Here is a 19,636-nt window from a genome sequence, read left to right as displayed (position 1 = left end):
CTGAATGACCCTCGAACGCGAAGCCGCTGCCAATACTGCCAAGGTCCTGTCCGAAGCGTTGCCTTACATTCGACGCTACGTCGGCAAGACGCTGGTGATCAAGTACGGCGGCAATGCCATGGAAAGCGAAGAGCTGAAAACCGGCTTTGCCCGCGACATCGTGTTGATGAAAGCTGTCGGGATCAACCCGGTGGTGGTGCACGGTGGCGGCCCGCAAATCGGCGACCTGCTCAAGCGCTTGTCGATCGAGAGTCACTTCATTGATGGCATGCGCGTTACAGACGCGCAGACCATGGACGTGGTGGAGATGGTCCTCGGTGGCCAGGTCAACAAAGACATCGTCAACCTGATCAACCGTCATGGCGGCAGCGCCATTGGCCTGACCGGCAAGGACGCGGAGCTGATCCGCGCGAAAAAACTGACCGTTACCCGTCAGACGCCGGAGATGACCCAGCCGGAAATCATCGACATCGGCCAGGTAGGTGAAGTGATCGGCATCAACACCGACCTGCTGAACCTGCTGGTCAAAGGCGACTTCATCCCGGTGATCGCGCCAATCGGCGTCGGTGCCAACGGTGAGTCGTACAACATCAACGCCGACCTGGTAGCCGGCAAAGTGGCCGAAGCGCTGAAGGCTGAGAAGCTGATGCTGCTGACCAACATTGCCGGCCTGATGGACAAGGAAGGCAAGGTGCTGACGGGCTTGACCACCCAGCAGGTGGACGAGTTGATCGCCGACGGCACCATCTACGGCGGCATGCTGCCGAAGATCCGTTGCGCGCTGGAAGCCGTGCAAGGCGGCGTCGGCAGCTCGCTGATCCTGGATGGCCGCGTGCCAAATGCAATCCTGCTGGAAATTTTCACCGATACCGGTGTGGGCACGCTGATAAGTAATCGCAAGCGTCCTTAAGCACTAGAAACAAAAAGGCCCCGCTCAATCGAATTGAGCGGGGCCTTTTTGTTTGCAGGATTTGAAAACACTGCAGATCAAAATGTGGGAGGGGGCTTGCCCCCGATAGCAGTGGATCAGTGCTGAATCAATCAACTGATACACCGCTATGGGGAGCAAGCCCCCTCTCACACAGAGAAATCAGTGTCAGACACCAAATTGCTCGCGATAAGCCTTAACCGCCGGCAAATGCTGCTTGAGCTGCGGATCGTCTTCCAGGAACTGCAACACCTGGTTCAGCGACACAATGCTCACCACCGGAATGCCGAAATCACGTTCCACTTCCTGAATGGCCGACAACTCACCGTTGCCGCGCTCCTGACGGTTCAGCGCGATCAGCACGCCGGCGGCCTTGGCGCCATCTTGGGAAGCGATGATCTGCATCACTTCACGGATGGCGGTACCGGCGGTGATCACGTCGTCGATGATCAGCACGTCGCCCTTGAGCGGAGCCCCAACCAGGCTACCGCCTTCGCCATGTGCCTTGGCCTCTTTGCGGTTGAAGCACCACGGCAGATCCAGCCCGTGATGTTCAGCCAACGCCACGGCAGTCGCGGCTGCCAGCGGGATGCCCTTGTAGGCTGGGCCAAACAAAACATCGAAGGAAATGCCGCTTTCAACGATGGCTGCCGCGTAGAAACGACCCAGCTGAGCCAGGGCCGAACCCGAGTTGAACAAGCCTGCATTGAAGAAGTACGGGCTAGTGCGCCCGGACTTCAAAGTGAACTCACCGAAGCGCAAAACGCCGCGATCGATGGCAAAACGAATGAAATCGCGTTGATACGCCTGCATGAAAAAAGCCTCAGATACCACGGATTTAGCTAATTAGGTAGACGGCGTGTATCATACACGCACGCGATTTTTGGGGCCATTTATGCGGATCATCAGTGTGAACGTCAATGGTATTCAGGCTGCAGTCGAGCGTGGTTTGCTCAGTTGGCTGCAAGCACAGAATGCCGACGTCATCTGCCTGCAGGACACCCGCGCCTCCGCCTTTGAACTGGACGACCCAGCCTTCCAACTGGATGGCTACTTCCTTTATGCCTGCGATGCCGAAGTGCCCACCCAAGGTGGCGTGGCTTTGTACTCGCGGTTGCAACCCAAGGCGGTCATCAGCGGCCTCGGCTTCGAGACAGCCGACCGCTACGGGCGCTACCTGCAAGCCGATTTCGACAAGGTCAGCATCGCGACCTTGCTGCTCCCTTCGGGGCAGAACGGCGATGAAGACTTGAACCAGAAGTTCAAGCTAATGGACGATTTCGCCCGTTATCTGGATAAACAGCGACGCAAACGTCGCGAGTACATTTACTGTGGCTCGCTGTACGTGGCGCAACAGAAGCTGGATATCAAGAACTGGCGCGACAGCCAGCAATCCCCGGGCTTCCTGGCGCCGGAACGGGCCTGGATGGACGAGATTGTCGGCAACATGGGCTATGTTGACGCCCTGCGCGAAGTCAGCCGCGAAGGCGACCAGTACAGCTGGTGGCCGGATAACGAACAGGCCGAGATGCTTAACCTGGGCTGGCGTTTCGACTACCAGCTGCTGACCCCGGGGCTTCGCCGCTTTGTTCGCAGCGCACGCCTGCCGCGTCAGCCACGCTTCTCGCAGCACGCGCCGCTGATCGTGGACTACGACTGGACATTGACCATCTAAGGTCTTTTTCCAGGCACAAAAAAACCGACATCGCTGTCGGTTTTTTTGTGGGCGCTCACTATTTGACCAATCGCCAGGTAAAGGGATAGCGATAGGCAATCCCCTTGCTGGCTTTGATTGCGCCGATGATCGTCAGCACCACCGTGGCGATTGCCAGGGCAGTCATCAGGAAAAAACCAATCACCGCAAAAGCCAGCACGATGCAAACCAGCCAGGCAATGGCCACGGTGATCTGGAAGTTCAAGGCCTCCTTGCCCTGATCATCAATGAATGGGTCCACTTCCTTCTTCATCTGCCACAGGATCAGCGGCCCGACGACACTGCCGAAGGGAAACACAAACCCCAGGAACGCCGCGAGGTGACACAACATCGCGCCCTGACGCACTTCGTAAGGAGGCGTGGGCACAGGCAGTTGGTGGTCACTCATGGCGTTGCTCCTTGCGGCCGTTTCAGTCAGCCAGTGCGGCGTTCTGCAGTTCGAAGATTTCGGTCATGCCTTTCTGGGCCAGGGCCAGCATGGCGTTCAGGTCGGCCGGCTGGAATGGCGCGCCTTCGGCGGTGCCCTGCACTTCGATGAAACCACCGCTGCTGGTCATTACCACGTTGAGGTCGGTCTCGGCAGCCGAGTCTTCCAGGTAGTCCAGGTCCAATACAGGCTCGCCCTGGTACATGCCCACCGACACGGCAGCGATCATCTGCTTGAGCGGGTCGCCGGCTTTCAGGCCGCCACGCTTCTTGATCACTTTCAGCGCATCAACCAAGGCCACCATGGCGCCGGTGATGGAGGCAGTGCGGGTGCCGCCGTCAGCCTGGATCACGTCGCAATCGACGTACAGGGTCACGTCGCCCAGCTTGGACATGTCCAGGGCTGCGCGCAGCGAACGGCCGATCAGGCGCTGGATTTCCAGGGTGCGGCCGCCTTGCTTGCCACGGCTGGCTTCACGCTGGTTACGCTCGCCGGTGGCGCGCGGCAGCATGCCGTACTCGGCGGTCAACCAACCCTGGCCCTGGCCCTTGAGGAAGCGCGGCACGCCGTTTTCGACGCTGACGGTGCAGATCACCTTGGTATCGCCAAACTCGACCAGTACAGATCCCTCGGCGTGTTTGGTGTAGTTGCGGGTGATGCGGATCGAGCGGAGCTGATCGGCAGCGCGACCACTTGGACGTTTCATAGGGGATACCTGTACGGAGGACGAAAAACTGCCGAGCATTATAGAGCCGCCAGCCGATTCGGGGCACTTCTAAAAAATTCGGTTACGAGTGGCGGGCCTGGCGCCCATTGTTTGGGCGCGTTCGCCTCACTGCGCTACAATCCTGCGCCTTCGCAGCCTGTCGGCTTCAATTTACCCATCAGCCCGTATTTGCGGGACTGCATCGCGAGGTACCTCCATGGTGCACAGCATGACCGCCTTCGCCCGCGTCGAAAAAGCCGGCGTCCAAGGCACCCTGAGCTGGGAACTGCGCTCGGTCAACAGCCGTTACCTGGAGCCGCACCTGCGTCTGCCGGAATCCTTCCGCGACCTCGAAGGCGCCGTGCGTGAAGCGCTGCGCCAGGGCATTTCCCGCGGCAAGCTGGAATGCACCCTGCGTTTTACCGAAGAAAGCACCGGCAAGCCGCTGCAGATCGACCGCGACCGCGCCGCGCAACTGGTCGCCGCCGCTGAAACCATCGCCGGCCTGATCAAGCAACCCGCCGCGCTGAACCCGCTGGAAGTGCTGGCTTGGCCCGGCGTACTGGTGGCCGACGCCACCGACCCGCAGGCCCTCAATGCCGAAGCCCTCGCCCTGTTCAACCAGGGTTTGCAGGAGCTCAAGGCCGGCCGCGAGCGTGAGGGCGCCGAACTGGCGCGCCTGATCAGCGAGCGCCTGAGCGCGATCGAGGAAGACGTGGTCACCCTGCGCGAGTTGGTGCCGCAGATGCTCGCCACGCAGCGCCAGAAGGTTCTGGACCGTTTCACTGACATGAAGGCCGACCTCGACCCGACGCGCCTGGAGCAGGAAATGGTGCTGCTGGCGCAGAAAAGTGACGTGGCCGAAGAGCTCGACCGCCTGAGCACCCACATCCTCGAAGTGCGCCGCGTGCTCAAGTCTGCCGGTGCCGCTGGTCGGCGCCTGGACTTCCTGATGCAGGAACTCAACCGCGAAGCCAATACACTGGGCTCCAAAGCGTTTGATCCGCGCAGCACACAAGCTGCGGTCAACCTCAAAGTGTTGATCGAGCAGATGCGCGAACAAGTACAGAATATTGAGTAAGGCAACTTTCATGACCCACAGCACCGGCACCCTTTACATCATTTCCGCCCCTTCGGGCGCGGGCAAGAGCAGCCTGGTCAAGGCTTTGACCGACGCTGACGAGCAGATCCGCATCTCGGTCTCGCACACCACCCGCGCCATGCGCCCGGGCGAAGTGAACGGCGTGCACTACCACTTCGTCGAGCGCACCGAGTTCGTCAAGATGATCGAGCACGGCGACTTCCTGGAGCGCGCCGAAGTGTTCGGCAACCTCTACGGCACCTCGCAAAGCCACCTGCAGCAGACCCTGGACGAAGGCCACGACCTGATCCTGGAAATCGACTGGCAGGGTGCCGAGCAAGTGCGCCAACTGATGCCGAAGGCGCGCTCGATCTTTATCCTGCCGCCGTCGCTGGAAGCCTTGCACCAGCGCCTGACCAACCGTGGCCAGGACAGTGACGAGATCATCGAAGGCCGCATGCGTGAAGCCGTCAGCGAAATGAGCCACTACGTCGACTACGACTACCTGATCATCAATGACGATTTCGCCAGCGCCCTGGACGATTTGAAGGCGATTTTCCGCGCCAATCAGCTCCAGCAAAAACGCCAACAGCAGCGTTTCGGCAAATTACTCGCCGAACTGCTCGGCTGATTGGCCCTTCCCAAAACCGCTGCAAGGGCTTTACATTGGCACTTGTAGCCGTTTTGCGAGGCCGCGGGAAAATCAGCGCTTCCCTAAACGCTGGTGATTTTTTAAACTGTTCAGTCCGCTCGCCCAGCCGGGCAGCGCGCATCTTGCATTCGCTCCGAGGAATACCATGGCCCGCGTAACCGTTGAAGACTGCCTAGAACACGTGGATAACCGCTTTGAGCTGGTCATGCTCTCTACCAAGCGTGCCCGTCAACTGGCCACTGGCGGCAAAGAGCCCCTGGTCCAGTGGGAAAACGACAAGCCTACCGTTGTAGCCCTGCGTGAAATCGCAGAAGGCCTGATGAGCTACGAGTTCATCGCCAACGCTGAAATCGTTGAAGACGAACCGCTGTTTGCAGCGTTCGAGGACGAGTCCAACGAGGCCGTCTAAGCCTATGCCTGGTCGACGTAGCACGGCGCGGGGTCACAGCCAACGGCAGGAGTTAACACTTTGCCGAGCATAGACGCCCTCGCCGATCGCTTATCGACCTACCTCGGCCCAGACCAGGTCAACCTGGTCCGCCGAGCGTATTTCTACGCCGAACAAGCACACGACGGCCAACGCCGCCGCAGTGGTGAGGCGTATGTCACGCATCCTCTTGCCGTGGCCAATATTCTTGCCGACATGCACATGGACCATCAGAGCTTGATGGCTGCGATGCTGCATGACGTGATCGAAGACACCGGCATCGCCAAGGAAGCGCTCAGTGCGCAATTTGGCGAAACCGTGGCCGAACTGGTCGATGGGGTCAGCAAACTGACCCAAATGAACTTCGAAACCAAGGCCGAAGCCCAGGCGGAAAACTTCCAGAAGATGGCCATGGCCATGGCCCGAGACATTCGGGTCATCCTGGTGAAGCTGGCCGACCGGCTGCACAACATGCGCACGCTGGAAGTGCTGTCCGGCGAAAAGCGCCGGCGCATCGCCAAGGAAACCCTGGAAATCTATGCGCCCATCGCCAACCGGCTGGGCATGCATGCCATCCGCATCGAATTCGAAGATCTCGGCTTCAAGGCCATGCACCCGATGCGCTCTGCGCGCATCTATCAGGCGGTCAAGCGCGCCCGGGGCAACCGCAAGGAAATCGTCAACAAGATCGAAGAGTCGCTGAGCCATTGCCTGGCGATCGACGAGATTGAAGGCGAAGTCAGCGGCCGGCAGAAACACATCTACGGCATCTACAAAAAAATGCGCGGCAAGCGTCGGGCCTTCAACGAGATCATGGACGTGTACGCGTTCCGGATCATCGTCGACAAGGTCGACACCTGCTACCGCGTGCTGGGCGCTGTACATAATTTGTACAAACCCCTGCCAGGCCGCTTCAAGGATTACATCGCCATTCCCAAGGCCAACGGCTATCAGTCGCTGCATACCACGCTGTTCGGTATGCACGGGGTGCCGATCGAGATCCAGATCCGTACGCGGGAAATGGAAGAGATGGCCAACAACGGCATCGCCGCGCATTGGCTGTACAAGTCCAGCGGCGACGAACAGCCAAAAGGCACGCATGCCCGCGCCCGCCAGTGGGTCAAGGGCGTGCTGGAAATGCAGCAACGTGCCGGCAACTCCCTGGAATTTATCGAAAGCGTGAAGATCGACCTGTTCCCGGACGAGGTCTACGTGTTCACGCCCAAAGGCCGGATCATGGAGCTGCCCAAAGGCTCCACGGCGGTCGACTTTGCCTACGCGGTACACACCGACGTGGGCAACAGCTGCATTGCCTGCCGGATCAACCGTCGTCTCGCGCCGCTGTCCGAGCCGCTGCAAAGCGGCTCCACGGTCGAGATCGTCAGCGCACCCGGCGCGCGCCCGAACCCGGCCTGGCTCAACTTCGTGGTCACCGGTAAAGCGCGCACACACATTCGCCACGCGCTCAAATTGCAACGCCGCTCCGAGTCCATCAGCCTCGGCGAACGCCTGCTGAACAAGGTGCTCAATGGTTTCGACAGCGCCCTGGAGAAGATCCCGGCCGAGCGCGTGCAAGCGATGCTCCACGAGTATCGCCAGGAAACCATCGAAGACCTGCTGGAAGACATCGGCTTGGGCAACCGCATGGCGTATGTGGTCGCCCGGCGCCTGCTCGGCGAAGGCGAACAGCTGCCAAGCCCCGAAGGCCCGCTGGCGATTCGCGGCACGGAAGGCCTGGTGCTCAGCTACGCCAAGTGCTGCACGCCGATCCCGGGCGACCCGATTGTCGGCCACTTGTCGGCTGGTAAAGGCATGGTCGTGCACCTGGACAACTGCCGCAATATCACTGAAATCCGCCACAACCCCGAGAAATGCATCCAGCTCTCGTGGGCCAAGGACGTCACCGGCGAATTCAACGTCGAGCTGCGCGTTGAACTGGAGCATCAGCGCGGCCTGATCGCCCTGCTGGCCAGCAGCGTCAACGCGGCCGACGGCAATATCGAGAAAATCAGCATGGATGAGCGCGATGGCCGCATCAGCGTGGTCCAGCTGGTGGTCAGCGTGCACGACCGCGTGCACCTGGCCCGCGTGATCAAGAAACTGCGCGCCCTGACCGGGGTGATTCGCATCACCCGCATGCGCGCATAGCCGATCTCTTACAAGGAGTCACTCATGACCAAGACTGTTATCACCAGCGACAAAGCCCCTGCCGCCATTGGCACTTACTCCCAGGCGATCAAGGCGGGCAACACTGTCTACATGTCCGGCCAGATTCCACTGGACCCAAAGACCATGGAGCTGGTTGAAGGCTTTGAAGCACAAACCGTCCAGGTCTTCGAAAACCTCAAGTCGGTGGCCGAAGCCGCTGGCGGTTCGTTCAAAGACATCGTCAAGCTGAACATCTTCCTCACTGACCTGAGCCACTTCGCCAAGGTCAACGAGATCATGGGCAAGTACTTCGAACAGCCCTACCCAGCCCGCGCCGCTATCGGCGTTGCCGCCCTGCCAAAGGGCGCACAGGTTGAGATGGACGCGATTCTGGTCATCGAGTAAAACACCCGGCGCAGCCTCCACAGGCTGCGCCGACTTCGTTTCAGAAGGATTTCGTGATGCGCAAAGCGCTTGTAGCCTCTTCGTTGCTCGCCTTGTTGCTCGGCGGCTGCGCCAGCAACCCCGCCGACCTGGATGTGAGCGGCACCTGGATCAACCAGGCCGCCATCAACGCGGCAGCCAAGGGCGGCCCTTTGCGTGAAGCGCTGCAAACCTATGGTCCGAACCTCGAATGGGAGGTCAACACCAAGGCTTCGCAGGCGCGTTACTACAACGGTTTTGAAGTCGCCGAAGGCAAGCTGCTCGGTGAAAAGCCCGGCGCCTGGAGCGTCGATTTCTACGGCAGCTCCGCCACCGAACTCAAGCGCAAAGGCAAACAACTGCTGCAAGTGGCCAATGACAATGAGCCTGAGCAGCTGTTCGCCCGTGCCAATGACCCAGCCCCCGAAGGCGCGCCACTGGGCGCCAACTTCGAGCGCGCCCTGTATGCCGCCTATATGGGTGGCGACTGGAAGATCACCGACGGGAACGGCGACGGCGCCACGGTGCAGTTCCAGGCTGACGGCAAAGTCGCCGGTTTGCCCGGTGTGGATCGGTACTCGCTGTGCCTGGCGGGTGACTGTGCCTCAATGAGCGGCGGCTACGACAGTATCTGGCTGCAACTCAACGGCCAGGGCAACCCGTGGATCTTCGCGCGCAAGGGCAAGCAGCTGGAAATCTTCCAGGCCGTGAACACTGCGCAGGCGGATGAAGTGCCTTCGTTTACGCCGGGGCCACGGCAGTGGTTGTTGGAAAAACAGTGATACAGAACAAAGGAGCCCACCGGCTCCTTTTTCTTTAGTCTGCGCCATGGTTTTTTCACCAGCAGACGGGCCACTCCATGCACACGCTACTCCTCATCAGCCTGATCCTGCTGGGCGGCTGCACGCAGATACAGCAGCAAACCGCGGACATCAGCGGGCTATGGATCAACCAGGCCGCCATCGATACCGCCGCCCAGGGGCGGCCGCTGCTTAAAGCCCTGGACGCCAACGGCATGAACCTGGAATGGAACATCGACACCCGTACCGGCAAAGCGCAATTGAGCACTGCGTTCGAGGTGGGTGAAGGCCAGCTGCTGCCGAAGGCGCCTGGCATTTGGTCGGTGGATTACAACGGCCATGGCAGCGACGAATTGCAATTGAACGGCAAGCAACTGGTCCAACAGACCAGCAAGATTCACGCAGGCCAAACGTTTAGCCGCCCCACCCAACCCGCTGCCGCAGGTGCCAAGTGGGGCACCACGTTCAGGCAAGCCCTGAACTCAGCTTACATGGGCGGTCAGTGGAAAATTATTGAAGGCCACGGCACAGGCAACCTTGTGAGGTTCAGCGCCGACGGCGGCGTGTCCGGCCTGGGCAATAATGACCGCTACGAACTGTGCCTGGGAGGCGATTGCGCCACTCAAGGTGCCGGCAATGACGTCATCTATCTGGGCAAAGGCGCTGTCGGCGACGACTGGATTTTCGTGCGCTACGGCAAACAGTTGGAAATTCTGCAGGCGATCAACCTTTCCCAGCCAGACGAAATCCCCCAGCTCAGCCCAGGGCCACGCCAATGGCTGCTGGAAAAGCAGTAACAAAAAAGGAGCCTCACGGCTCCTTTTTCACATCTAGCACTTACCTTCAAGGATCGCCGCATACCCTTCGCGATAAGTCGGGTAGGTCGGCACCCAACCCAACGCCTTGGCTCGGGCATTGCTGCATCGCTTGCTGCCGGCGCGGCGCACACTGGCGTCGTCAGCCCATTCGGTCACGCCCATGTAGTCGCGCAACCAACCCACCACTTCTGCCAAGGGCGCGGGCGCATCGTCAACGCCGATGTAAATGCTATCCAGCGAACCGCCCTGCTCCACATGCCGCAGCAGGAAGGCCAGCAATCCGGCAGCGTCATCCGCGTGAATCCGGTTGCCATATAAAGGGGGATCAACTGCCACGCGATAGCCTTGGCGCACTTGGGTCAGCAGCCATTCACGGCCGGGCCCATAGATACCGGTCAACCGCACAATGCTCGCCGGAATGCCGCTATTGAGCGCCACTTGCTCAGCTTCCAGCATGACTTGGCCGGAATACCCCTTCGCTTGAGTGTCGGACGTTTCGTCGACCCACTCACCCTTCTGCTGGCCGTACACACTGCTGCTCGACACAAACAGCAAATGCTTGGGCTCCTGGCCGTAGTCGTTCAGCCACTCCAACACATGCTGCAACCCTTGCACGTACGCCGCACGATAGCCGGCCTCATCGTGGTCGGTGGCAGCGGCGCAATACACCAGGTAATCCACTGCGCCGATTGGCCAAGTGTCAGGGCAATCCTTTTTGAACAGGTCACCGGCGATGCCGATGACACCCTCTGGAAGGCGTGAAATATCACGTCGCAGGCCATGAACCTCCCATTCCGAGGCCAGCAATTGGCTAGCCAGCCGACTACCCACATCGCCGCAACCGGCAATCACAACAGAAGGCGCAGACATCACAAAACTCCATTCTTAAAGGCGCAGATTAGCCGCCGAAGATGACCAGCGGCCAGCAAAAGGACAAATTAAGTAACTGTATTACTTTTGTTAACAAGAATTACTTGCAATAATAACCGCCCATTTGTCCTCGACCCACCAGGGTCTGGCAGGACGATCACTCATTTTTTTCTCTCAGGTCCGGCCAGCATGACACGTAATACAAACCCCGCTTCGCCAACCAAGCCTCTCAGCCCATCTCGCGCCTGGCGTGCGATTGCTGCGCTGCTGTTCAGCGTTCTGCTGGCACCGACCGCCGCATTCGCTGACGCGACCGCCCCAGCCACCCCGGCCGCGGCCCAGCAGAATGCAGCTACGCCGCCAGCCCCTGCCGCAGCACCTGTGGCCACCGACCCGGCCCAGGCCGCAGCCCCTGCGCCTGCGCCTGCCGACGACTCCGGTGTTGTACTGGAAGAAGACAACAGCCTGGGCATGGCCCATGACCTGTCCCCGTGGGGCATGTACCAGAACGCTGACGTGGTGGTAAAAGCCGTCATGATCGGCCTGGCCATCGCCTCGATCATTACCTGGACCATCTGGATCGCCAAGGGCTTCGAGCTGCTGGGCGCCAAGCGTCGTCTGCGCACTGAAATCGTCCACCTGAAAAAAGCCACCACCCTCAAGGAAGCCAGCGACACCGCTACCAAGAAGGGCACCCTGGCCAACCTGCTGGTCCACGACGCGCTGGAAGAAATGCGCCTGTCGGTCAACACCCGCGAAAAAGAAGGCATCAAGGAACGCGTCAGCTTCCGCCTCGAGCGCCTGGTGGCGGCCTGCGGTCGTAACATGAGCAGCGGCACCGGCGTGCTCGCCACTATCGGTTCCACCGCACCGTTCGTCGGTCTGTTCGGTACCGTGTGGGGCATCATGAACAGCTTCATCGGCATCGCCAAAACCCAGACCACCAACCTCGCCGTCGTTGCCCCAGGCATCGCCGAAGCCCTGCTGGCAACCGCATTGGGCCTGGTTGCCGCAATTCCTGCGGTGGTGATCTACAACGTCTTCGCCCGTTCGATTGCCGGCTACAAGGCTCAGGTATCGGACGCGTCGGCAGAAGTCCTGCTGCTGGTCAGCCGCGACCTCGATCACGCCCCTACCGAGCGCAGCTCGCAACCGCACATGGTGAAAGTGGGGTAATCGGCCATGGGCCTGCATTTGAATCAAGGCGACGATGAACTCGTCGAGAACCACGAAATCAACGTCACGCCGTTTATTGACGTGATGCTGGTGCTGCTGATCATCTTCATGGTGGCGGCACCGTTGGCCACCGTGGACATCAAGGTCGATCTGCCGGCCTCCAGCGCCAAGCCTGCGCCGCGTCCGGAGAAGCCGATCTTCCTCAGCGTCAAGGCGGACCAACGCCTGTTCCTGGGCGAAGAAGAAGTCAAAGCTGAAACCCTGGGCCCGGTGCTCGACGCCAAGACCCAAGGCAAGAAAGACACGACGATCTTCTTCCAGGCCGACAAGGGCGTGGACTACGGCGACCTGATGAGCGTGATGGATGCCCTGCGGGCAGCCGGCTACCTCAAGGTAGGCCTGGTCGGACTTGAGACGGCAGCCAAGAAATGATCACGACGCGCCACAAACTGACGCGTTATGGCACCAGCCTTGCCGTCGTGCTGGGCGTGCATGCCGTCGCGATCATCATCGCGCTTCAATGGTCCGCGCCGCATCCGGTGACGCTGCCACCGGCGGCCATGGTCATCGACCTGGCGCCGATGCCGGCACCACCGCCACCCGCGCCGCCAAAGGTGGTCACGCCGCCACAGCCGCCGGCTCCAGTGGAAGAGCTGCCTTTGCCGAAACTGGCCGAGGCGCCCAAGCCAACGATCCAGGTGCCCAAGCCGGTCAAGCCCAAGCCCAAACCCCAGCCGCCCAAGCCTGTGGAGAAAAAGCCCGAGCCGCCCAAGGAGAAGCCTTCCGAAGAGCCGCCGAGCGAAACCCCACCGACCAATGCGCCGGCTGAAAAATCCGCTCAACCCGTGCCCGGCCCGTCGCCAGCCCAGGTAGCAGCAAAAGCGTCTTGGGAAGGCACCCTGCTGGCGCACTTGCAGAAGTACAAGAAATACCCGCCAGGCGCTCAACAGCGTGGCAAAGAGGGGCTTAACCGCCTGCGCTTCGTGGTCGATGCCGAAGGCAATGTGCTGTCCTACGAGTTGGTGGGCCGCTCCGGCAACGCCGACCTGGACCGCGCGACCCTGGACATGATTCGTCGTGCCCAGCCATTGCCCAAGCCACCGGCCGACATGTTGAAAGGCGGCAGCGTCGAGATCGTCGCGCCGTTTGTTTACAACATCGAGAAGCGTCGCCGCTAAGGACTGCGAAGCGGGCCTATGTGGGAGCGGGCTTGCTCGCGAAAGCGCAGTGTCAGTCGATACATTCGTCACTGACGCCGCACATTCGCGAGCCAGTGCGCTCCCACATTTTGCTTGTTGCCGCTAAAAATCCATTTTTCAGTTAAATCCGAGCCACTCCCCGCTCAATCCCCAGCAAAGTTCTGATAACGTGCGTCTATCGATTGCAGCCGGTATGCTTGGCTCGCAACCTCATGGACGCCCGCTATGACTCTTACAGAATTACGCTACATCGTGACCCTCGCCCAAGAGCAGCACTTCGGCCACGCGGCCGAGCGTTGCCATGTCAGCCAGCCGACGCTGTCGGTGGGTGTGAAAAAGCTTGAAGACGAACTCGGTGTGCTGATTTTCGAGCGCAGCAAGAGCGCCGTACGCCTCACGCCAGTGGGCGAAGGCATTGTCGCCCAGGCCCAAAAGGTGCTGGAACAAGCCCAAAGCATTCGCGAGCTGGCCCAGGCCGGCAAGAACCAGCTGACTGCACCGCTGAAAGTCGGCGCCATCTATACCGTTGGCCCGTACCTGTTCCCGCATTTGATTCCGCAACTGCACCGCGTCGCGCCGCAGATGCCGCTGTATATCGAAGAAAACTTCACCCACGTGCTGCGCGACAAACTGCGCAACGGCGAGCTGGACGCGATCATCATCGCCCTGCCGTTCAACGAAGCGGACGTGTTGACCTTGCCGCTCTACGACGAGCCGTTCTACGTGTTGATGCCGGCCTCCCACCCGTGGACGCAAAAAGACACCATCGACGCCGGCCTGCTCAACGACAAGAGCCTGTTGCTGCTCGGCGAAGGCCACTGCTTCCGCGACCAGGTACTCGAAGCCTGCCCGACCCTGACCAAAGGCAACGACGGCGCCAAGCACACCACCGTGGAGTCCAGCTCGCTGGAAACCATCCGCCACATGGTCGCGTCCGGCCTGGGTATTTCGATCTTGCCGCTCTCAGCAGTGGACAGTCATCACTACGCCCCCGGCGTGATCGAAGTGCGCCCACTCACGCCGCCGGTGCCATTCCGCACCGTGGCGATCGCCTGGCGCGCCAGCTTCCCACGCCCGAAAGCCATTGAGATCCTCGCCGACTCGATCCGTCTGTGCTCGGTGGCCAAGCCGCCTGCTGCGAGCTAAGCCAGGGTATGACTGAGCTGTCGCACGTGTCGGTCACCGCACTCAAGGGTGTCGGTGAAGCCATGGCCGAGAAGTTGGCCAAGGTCGGCCTGGAGAACCTCCAGGACGTGCTGTTCCACTTGCCCCTGCGTTATCAGGACCGCACGCGCGTCGTGCCCATCGGCCATCTGCGCCCAGGGCAGGACGCGGTGGTCGAAGGCACCGTCAGTGGCGCGGATGTGGTGATGGGCAAGCGCCGCAGTCTGGTCGTACGCCTGCAGGACGGAACCGGTGGCCTTAGCCTGCGCTTCTACCATTTCAGCAACGCCCAGAAGGAAGGCCTCAAGCGCGGCACCCGCGTGCGTTGCTACGGCGAGGCACGGCCTGGCGCGTCGGGCCTGGAAATTTACCACCCCGAATACCGCGCCATTACCGGCGACGAACCGCCGCCGGTGGATACCACCCTCACGCCGATCTACCCACTGACCGAAGGCCTGACCCAACAACGCCTGCGCCAACTGTGCATGCAGACCCTGACCATGCTCGGCCCCAAAAGCCTGCCTGACTGGCTGCCGGTGGAACTGGCCCGCGATTACCAACTGGCGCCGCTGGACGATGCCATCCGCTATCTGCACCACCCGCCCGCCGATGCCGATGTCGACGAGCTGGCCCTGGGTCATCACTGGGCGCAACATCGCCTGGCCTTTGAAGAGCTGCTGACTCACCAGCTGTCCCAGCAGCGCCTGCGCGAAAGCATGCGCTCCCTGCGCGCGCCAGCGATGCCCAAGGCCACGCGCTTGCCTGCGCAATACCTGGCGAACCTGGGCTTCGCGCCAACCGGGGCCCAGCAACGGGTTGGCAATGAAATCGCCTACGACCTCAGTCAGAAAGAACCAATGCTGCGCCTGATCCAGGGTGACGTGGGCGCTGGCAAGACCGTGGTCGCCGCCCTCGCCGCCTTGCAGGCACTGGAAGCCGGTTACCAAGTGGCGCTGATGGCGCCCACCGAGATTCTCGCCGAGCAGCACTTCATAACCTTCAAGCGCTGGCTCGAGCCGCTGGGCCTGGAAGTGGCGTGGCTGGCCGGCAAACTCAAGGGCAAAGTGCGCGCGGCGGCGCTGGAACAGATCGCCAATGGCGCACCGATGGTGGTGGGTACCCATGCGCTGTTCCAGGACGAAGTGAAGTTCAAAAACCTTGCGCTGGTGATCATCGACGAACAGCACCGCTTCGGCGTGCAGCAGCGCCTGGCCCTGCGCCAAAAAGGCGTGGGCGGGCGCATGAGTCCGCACCAGTTGATCATGACCGCAACACCGATCCCACGCACCCTGGCCATGAGCGCCTACGCCGACCTCGACACCTCGATCCTCGACGAACTGCCGCCCGGCCGTACCCCGGTCAACACCGTGCTGGTCACCGACACCCGCCGCGTGGAAGTGATCGAGCGCGTGCGCGGTGCCTGCGCCGAAGGCCGTCAGGCGTACTGGGTGTGCACGCTGATCGAAGAGTCCGAGGAGCTGACGTGCCAGGCCGCCGAAACCACCTATGAAGACCTCACCAGTGCCCTGGGCGAACTCAAGGTCGGGCTGATCCACGGCCGCATGAAGCCTGCGGAAAAAGCTGCGGTGATGGCCGAATTCAAAGCGGGCAACCTGCAATTGCTGGTGGCCACCACGGTGATCGAAGTGGGTGTGGACGTGCCCAACGCCAGCTTGATGATCATCGAAAACCCCGAGCGCCTGGGCCTGGCCCAATTGCACCAATTACGCGGCCGCGTCGGACGGGGCAGCGCTGCCAGCCATTGCGTGCTGCTCTACCATCCACCGTTGTCACAGATCGGTCGTCAGCGCCTGGGCATCATGCGCGAAACCAACGACGGCTTTGTCATCGCCGAAAAAGACCTCGAGCTGCGTGGCCCCGGTGAAATGCTCGGCACCCGCCAGACCGGCCTGCTGCAATTCAAGGTCGCCGACCTGATGCGCGACGCTGACCTGCTACCCGCCGTGCGTGATGCGGCGCAAGCGCTGCTCGAACGCTGGCCGGATCACGTCAGCCCGTTGCTCGATCGCTGGCTACGGCATGGGCAGCAATACGGCCAAGTGTGACGCCTGACTCACTTATCCAACCAACAGTTGTATCAAGCTGGTTATACTTCGGTGACTGTAAGAAATTGGATCAGGCCATGTCAGAAGTAGCCCTCGCCACAGCCCCACTGACCGCCCCGCCGGTCATTCGGGCTCTGCTCGCAAAGCTCGCCATTCCTTATACGGAAGTCGCCGAACAGGCTGGCCTGAATCCCGCGCAAAAGGTCCAGGCGGTCTTGCTGGAAGATGCCGTTGGCGCCCTCATGGTGCTGTTCCCGCAGAGCCAGTTGCTCGACCTCAACCGACTCGCCGAACTCACCGGCCGCCGCCTTACCGCGGTGTCGCCGGATCGCATCGAGCGCATGTTAGCCAAGCATGAGTTGAGCCTGCTGCCAGGCCTGCCGGCCCTGACCAGTTCGCCCTGCCTGTACGAAGGCAGCCTGCTGAGCGAACCGAGCCTGCTGGTGCATTCAGGCGAAGCCGGGCTGTTGCTGGAAATCGCCAGCAGCGACTTCAAGACCATGCTCACCAAAGCCAGCGCCGGGCAGTTCGGCGAGCCGTTGAGCAACATTCGCCCGAACCTCGACCGCCCCAATGATGACCGCGAGGAAATCACTCAGGCGATGCAGGCGTTCACCGCCCGCCGTATCCAGCAACGCCTGGAAGCGACCATCGAGATTCCACCGCTGGCCGATACCGCGCAGAAGATCATCAAGCTGCGCGTCGACCCCAACGCCACCATCGATGACATCACTGGCGTAGTGGAAACCGACCCGGCCCTGGCCGCCCAAGTGGTGAGCTGGGCCGCGTCGCCGTACTACGCCTCGCCAGGCAAAATTCGTTCAGTTGAAGACGCCATCGTGCGCGTGCTGGGCTTTGATCTGGTGATCAACCTGGCGTTGGGCCTGGCCCTGGGTAAAACCTTGAGCCTGCCCAAAGACCACCCGCACCAGTCCACGCCGTACTGGCACCAGTCGATCTACACCGCCGCCGTGATCGAAGGCCTGACCCGCGCCATGCCACGCGCCCAGCGCCCGGAAGCCGGCCTGACCTACCTCGCCGGCCTGCTGCATAACTTCGGTTATCTGCTGCTGGCCCACGTGTTTCCGCCGCACTTCTCGCTGATCTGCCGTCACCTGGAGGTCAACCCGCACCTGTGCCACAGCTATGTCGAGCAACACTTGCTGGGCATCAGCCGCGAGCAGATCGGTGCCTGGCTGATGCGCTACTGGGACATGCCGGACGAACTGTCCACCGCCCTGCGCTTCCAGCACGACCCGACCTACGACGGGCAATATGCCGAATACCCGAACCTGGTGTGCCTGGCGGTTCGCTTGTTGCGCAGCCGTGGCATTGGCTCCGGGCCGGATGAGGCGATTCCGGATGCGCTGCTTGAGCGTTTGGGCTTGAGCCGTGACAAGGCCGAGGAAGTGGTCGGCAAAGTACTGGATGCCGAGGTGCTGTTGCGTGAGCTGGCATCGCAGTTCAGCCAGGGTTAACTGCTTCGCCTGAAAAACCGCTATCGCCGGCAAGCCAGCTCCCACATTCGACCGAGTTCCACCTTTGGAATGCAGTCATATATGGGAGCTGGCTTGCCGGCGATGAACTCAACTCGGTCGAACTGAAAGACTTACTTCTTTTTCTTCGGCTTCAAATACTTGGTCAGCCCCTGGAACCAGATCACCAGCGCCGGGTTGCCCTTGATCTGAATCGACTTGTCCTGAATCCCCGTCATGAACGCCAGTTGCTTGTTCTTCGCCTGCATCGTGGCGAAGCCGTAGGCGGCATCTTTGAAGGCGATAGCAAACGCAGGCTGCGGGTGAACCCCTGAGCGGCTGGTGATGCGCTGGTCTTTAACGATGAAGTGACGGGCAACTTTGCCGTCGAGGGTCTGCAACTGGAACGCCAGGTCTTTGTCACCCAGCTGTTGCTGGAAAGCAGGATTGGTGCGGCTGGCTTTGCCCATCATCAGGCCAAGCACCCACAGCAGAAGACGAAATTTCATGCACACGGCCTCGGTATCATTATTAAGTGGCCGAAGCAGTGTAACGATTTGTTGGAGGAACGCCACCGATCTCGCGCTTTAGCGGGAGATCGGCTGGCGTTTAACGCTTATAGCAACATGTTACTTAAACGTTAGGGCAAGGCACCGGCGCCCAGTCGGCCAGGTTTGGATCGCGGCAAGTGCCTTCGATCTGCGCTTTACCGGCGCTGGCGACCTGCTTGCTTTCAGCTTGCTTGGTCTGCGCGGTCTGGATGGTTTTTTCGGTGGCGACCGCTTCTTTCGGCACGGTCGGCAGCGCTGCTTTTTTCGCCGGCTTGACGGCTTTTTTGCCTTTGGCCGGCGTCACCACCGGCGTGGTATCAGCGGTGGCCACGGTCACCACGTCGGCACGCTGCACACCCACTTGTTGCAGGTCTTGCTCGTACGCCTGAGTGTAGTTGTTCAGGTCTTCGCTGGCTTTGCCGTTGACCGCGACGATCAGGTCATTGGACTCCTTGAGGCCGGAAACGATTTCCGCCAGGCGCTTGCGGCCTTCGGTGTCGTTGACGGTCTTGGCTTTACGATCAGCCACCAGCTTGGTGAATGCGCTCTGGTAGCACTGCTGGGACGCCTTGGCGTATGCGGTGCTGCGATCGATGTCCGAGGCGCTTTTGTTGACGTCAGCCGCGTAGGACGCAATGCGCTGGTTGTCATCGCTGATCTGCTTCTGACGCTCGGTGTAGTAACCCGCCGCGCCACCCGCCAGGGCGCCGCCCGCGGCACCGATGGCAGCGTTACGGCCGCGCTTGTCGGAGTCGCCGGTCAGCGCGCCCAGCAGAGCACCGCCGGCAGCGCCGATGGCCGCACCGGTAACAACCGACTTGGTCATGTCCGAGTCGGTTGCGCGCAGGTGCTGCACTGGCTCGTAGCAGTTCGGGTAGTACTCGACCTTGGTGCTCGACGCGACCTTGGACGCCGGCGACGTGGCGCAGCCAGTCAACACGGTGCTGAAACCAGCCGCGATCAGCAGCAAGTGACGCTTGGAAACCGCCTTACGGGAAAAAAGCATAGGTG

At 61.0% G+C, this 19,636-nt stretch carries 21 protein-coding genes; 15 read left to right on the top strand and 6 right to left on the bottom strand.

All coding sequences use genetic code 11. The features are described from left to right. The first annotated feature begins 4 nt into the window (after positions 1-4). On the top strand, positions 5-910 hold the full coding sequence (gene argB / locus ACP7B3_RS10190; RefSeq protein WP_017735763.1) for an acetylglutamate kinase: 906 nt from the start codon (positions 5-7) through the stop codon (positions 908-910). A gap of 186 nt (positions 911-1,096) precedes the next feature. On the opposite strand, the gene pyrE is transcribed toward argB, so the two are convergent. Beyond that, positions 1,097-1,741, bottom strand: a complete 645-nt coding sequence (gene pyrE / locus ACP7B3_RS10185) for an orotate phosphoribosyltransferase (RefSeq protein WP_063033848.1) — start codon at positions 1,739-1,741, stop codon at positions 1,097-1,099. Positions 1,742-1,823: 82 nt separating this feature from the next. On the opposite strand from pyrE, the gene ACP7B3_RS10180 reads away from it, so the two are divergent. Beyond that, positions 1,824-2,603 carry an exodeoxyribonuclease III gene (locus ACP7B3_RS10180; RefSeq protein ID WP_003195493.1) on the top strand — a complete coding sequence of 260 codons (780 nt, stop codon included), beginning with the start codon at positions 1,824-1,826 and terminating at the stop codon, positions 2,601-2,603. Positions 2,604-2,661: 58 nt separating this feature from the next. On the opposite strand, the gene ACP7B3_RS10175 is transcribed toward ACP7B3_RS10180, so the two are convergent. Continuing rightward, positions 2,662-3,030, bottom strand: coding sequence for a DUF4870 domain-containing protein (locus ACP7B3_RS10175; RefSeq protein WP_145158149.1), 369 nt, complete (start codon positions 3,028-3,030; stop codon positions 2,662-2,664). Positions 3,031-3,052: 22 nt separating this feature from the next. Further along, positions 3,053-3,775, bottom strand: coding sequence for a ribonuclease PH (gene rph / locus ACP7B3_RS10170; RefSeq protein ID WP_106575860.1), 723 nt, complete (start codon positions 3,773-3,775; stop codon positions 3,053-3,055). Positions 3,776-3,992: 217 nt separating this feature from the next. Here rph and ACP7B3_RS10165 point away from each other — a divergent pair, with 217 nt between their 5' ends. The 7 genes from ACP7B3_RS10165 to ACP7B3_RS10135 all read left to right on the top strand — a co-directional run bounded on the left by ACP7B3_RS10165 (position 3,993) and on the right by ACP7B3_RS10135 (position 10,103). Then, complete coding sequence (locus ACP7B3_RS10165; RefSeq protein WP_145158152.1) at positions 3,993-4,856, top strand: YicC/YloC family endoribonuclease; 864 nt, start codon at positions 3,993-3,995, stop codon at positions 4,854-4,856. A 10-nt stretch (positions 4,857-4,866) separates the two neighbouring features. After that, positions 4,867-5,487, top strand: a complete 621-nt coding sequence (gene gmk, locus ACP7B3_RS10160) for a guanylate kinase (protein WP_106575862.1) — start codon at positions 4,867-4,869, stop codon at positions 5,485-5,487. A gap of 166 nt (positions 5,488-5,653) precedes the next feature. Further along, entirely contained in the window at positions 5,654-5,917 is a 264-nt protein-coding gene (rpoZ, locus tag ACP7B3_RS10155; RefSeq protein ID WP_003176920.1) for a DNA-directed RNA polymerase subunit omega, read from the top strand. Positions 5,918-5,977: 60 nt separating this feature from the next. Then, on the top strand, positions 5,978-8,083 hold the full coding sequence (spoT, locus tag ACP7B3_RS10150; RefSeq protein ID WP_083356111.1) for a bifunctional GTP diphosphokinase/guanosine-3',5'-bis pyrophosphate 3'-pyrophosphohydrolase: 2,106 nt from the start codon (positions 5,978-5,980) through the stop codon (positions 8,081-8,083). A 24-nt stretch (positions 8,084-8,107) separates the two neighbouring features. After that, positions 8,108-8,488, top strand: a complete 381-nt coding sequence (locus ACP7B3_RS10145) for a RidA family protein (RefSeq protein WP_003176922.1) — start codon at positions 8,108-8,110, stop codon at positions 8,486-8,488. A 56-nt stretch (positions 8,489-8,544) separates the two neighbouring features. Then, entirely contained in the window at positions 8,545-9,288 is a 744-nt protein-coding gene (locus ACP7B3_RS10140; protein ID WP_145158154.1) for a hypothetical protein, read from the top strand. A gap of 77 nt (positions 9,289-9,365) precedes the next feature. Further along, complete coding sequence (locus ACP7B3_RS10135) at positions 9,366-10,103, top strand: hypothetical protein (protein ID WP_145158157.1); 738 nt, start codon at positions 9,366-9,368, stop codon at positions 10,101-10,103. Between the two features lie 33 nt (positions 10,104-10,136). Here ACP7B3_RS10135 and ACP7B3_RS10130 read toward each other — a convergent pair whose 3' ends face one another. Continuing rightward, on the bottom strand, positions 10,137-10,994 hold the full coding sequence (locus ACP7B3_RS10130; protein WP_145158160.1) for an SDR family oxidoreductase: 858 nt from the start codon (positions 10,992-10,994) through the stop codon (positions 10,137-10,139). A 189-nt stretch (positions 10,995-11,183) separates the two neighbouring features. Here ACP7B3_RS10130 and exbB point away from each other — a divergent pair, with 189 nt between their 5' ends. The 6 genes from exbB to ACP7B3_RS10100 all read left to right on the top strand — a co-directional run bounded on the left by exbB (position 11,184) and on the right by ACP7B3_RS10100 (position 18,077). Continuing rightward, a complete protein-coding gene (gene exbB, locus ACP7B3_RS10125; RefSeq protein ID WP_145158163.1) occupies positions 11,184-12,170 on the top strand; it encodes a tonB-system energizer ExbB in 987 nt (328 codons plus the stop codon). Positions 12,171-12,176: 6 nt separating this feature from the next. Further along, the gene (exbD, locus tag ACP7B3_RS10120; RefSeq protein ID WP_003195519.1) at positions 12,177-12,602 is read left to right on the top strand and encodes a TonB system transport protein ExbD; all 426 of its coding nucleotides are present in this window, start codon (positions 12,177-12,179) and stop codon (positions 12,600-12,602) included. Then, complete coding sequence (locus ACP7B3_RS10115) at positions 12,599-13,348, top strand: energy transducer TonB family protein (protein WP_106575867.1); 750 nt, start codon at positions 12,599-12,601, stop codon at positions 13,346-13,348. The genes exbD and ACP7B3_RS10115 overlap by 4 nt, the downstream gene beginning before the upstream one ends. 246 nt (positions 13,349-13,594) lie before the next feature. After that, positions 13,595-14,515, top strand: coding sequence for a hydrogen peroxide-inducible genes activator (locus ACP7B3_RS10110; RefSeq protein WP_015886540.1), 921 nt, complete (start codon positions 13,595-13,597; stop codon positions 14,513-14,515). An 8-nt stretch (positions 14,516-14,523) separates the two neighbouring features. Next, complete coding sequence (gene recG / locus ACP7B3_RS10105) at positions 14,524-16,599, top strand: ATP-dependent DNA helicase RecG (protein ID WP_119737210.1); 2,076 nt, start codon at positions 14,524-14,526, stop codon at positions 16,597-16,599. A gap of 77 nt (positions 16,600-16,676) precedes the next feature. Further along, positions 16,677-18,077, top strand: coding sequence for an aminoacyl-tRNA deacylase and HDOD domain-containing protein (locus tag ACP7B3_RS10100; protein WP_119737208.1), 1,401 nt, complete (start codon positions 16,677-16,679; stop codon positions 18,075-18,077). A gap of 131 nt (positions 18,078-18,208) precedes the next feature. Here ACP7B3_RS10100 and ACP7B3_RS10095 read toward each other — a convergent pair whose 3' ends face one another. Further along, positions 18,209-18,583 (bottom strand): helicase, encoded by a 375-nt coding sequence (locus tag ACP7B3_RS10095; protein ID WP_106575870.1) that lies wholly within the window; start codon positions 18,581-18,583, stop codon positions 18,209-18,211. 124 nt (positions 18,584-18,707) lie between these two features. After that, positions 18,708-19,631, bottom strand: coding sequence for a type VI secretion system-associated lipoprotein TagQ (gene tagQ / locus ACP7B3_RS10090; RefSeq protein ID WP_106575871.1), 924 nt, complete (start codon positions 19,629-19,631; stop codon positions 18,708-18,710). Positions 19,632-19,636 lie beyond the last annotated feature (5 nt).

It is taken from the genome of Pseudomonas sp. TWRC1-2, from assembly GCF_049896685.1.
Classification (GTDB): domain Bacteria; phylum Pseudomonadota; class Gammaproteobacteria; order Pseudomonadales; family Pseudomonadaceae; genus Aquipseudomonas.
The sequence above is the reverse complement of the archived record's forward strand: the minus strand, read 5'-3'. Positions and strand labels throughout refer to the sequence as shown.

Bases quoted from the DNA above. Each gene is read 5' to 3' on its own strand.
- rpoZ (WP_003176920.1), top strand. From the start codon at position 5,654: ATGGCCCGCGTAACCGTTGAAGACTGCCTAGAACACGTGGATAACCGC.
- ACP7B3_RS10100 (WP_119737208.1), top strand. From the start codon at position 16,677: ATGTCAGAAGTAGCCCTCGCCACAGCCCCACTGACCGCCCCGCCGGTC.
- rph (WP_106575860.1), bottom strand. From the start codon at position 3,775: ATGAAACGTCCAAGTGGTCGCGCTGCCGATCAGCTCCGCTCGATCCGC.
- ACP7B3_RS10110 (WP_015886540.1), top strand. From the start codon at position 13,595: ATGACTCTTACAGAATTACGCTACATCGTGACCCTCGCCCAAGAGCAG.
- ACP7B3_RS10180 (WP_003195493.1), top strand. From the start codon at position 1,824: ATGCGGATCATCAGTGTGAACGTCAATGGTATTCAGGCTGCAGTCGAG.
- gmk (WP_106575862.1), top strand. From the start codon at position 4,867: ATGACCCACAGCACCGGCACCCTTTACATCATTTCCGCCCCTTCGGGC.
- exbD (WP_003195519.1), top strand. From the start codon at position 12,177: ATGGGCCTGCATTTGAATCAAGGCGACGATGAACTCGTCGAGAACCAC.
- ACP7B3_RS10140 (WP_145158154.1), top strand. From the start codon at position 8,545: ATGCGCAAAGCGCTTGTAGCCTCTTCGTTGCTCGCCTTGTTGCTCGGC.
- ACP7B3_RS10115 (WP_106575867.1), top strand. From the start codon at position 12,599: ATGATCACGACGCGCCACAAACTGACGCGTTATGGCACCAGCCTTGCC.
- ACP7B3_RS10130 (WP_145158160.1), bottom strand. From the start codon at position 10,994: ATGTCTGCGCCTTCTGTTGTGATTGCCGGTTGCGGCGATGTGGGTAGT.
- argB (WP_017735763.1), top strand. From the start codon at position 5: ATGACCCTCGAACGCGAAGCCGCTGCCAATACTGCCAAGGTCCTGTCC.
- recG (WP_119737210.1), top strand. From the start codon at position 14,524: ATGACTGAGCTGTCGCACGTGTCGGTCACCGCACTCAAGGGTGTCGGT.
- exbB (WP_145158163.1), top strand. From the start codon at position 11,184: ATGACACGTAATACAAACCCCGCTTCGCCAACCAAGCCTCTCAGCCCA.
- ACP7B3_RS10145 (WP_003176922.1), top strand. From the start codon at position 8,108: ATGACCAAGACTGTTATCACCAGCGACAAAGCCCCTGCCGCCATTGGC.
- ACP7B3_RS10095 (WP_106575870.1), bottom strand. From the start codon at position 18,583: ATGAAATTTCGTCTTCTGCTGTGGGTGCTTGGCCTGATGATGGGCAAA.
- pyrE (WP_063033848.1), bottom strand. From the start codon at position 1,741: ATGCAGGCGTATCAACGCGATTTCATTCGTTTTGCCATCGATCGCGGC.
- ACP7B3_RS10135 (WP_145158157.1), top strand. From the start codon at position 9,366: ATGCACACGCTACTCCTCATCAGCCTGATCCTGCTGGGCGGCTGCACG.
- ACP7B3_RS10165 (WP_145158152.1), top strand. From the start codon at position 3,993: ATGGTGCACAGCATGACCGCCTTCGCCCGCGTCGAAAAAGCCGGCGTC.
- tagQ (WP_106575871.1), bottom strand. From the start codon at position 19,631: ATGCTTTTTTCCCGTAAGGCGGTTTCCAAGCGTCACTTGCTGCTGATC.
- ACP7B3_RS10175 (WP_145158149.1), bottom strand. From the start codon at position 3,030: ATGAGTGACCACCAACTGCCTGTGCCCACGCCTCCTTACGAAGTGCGT.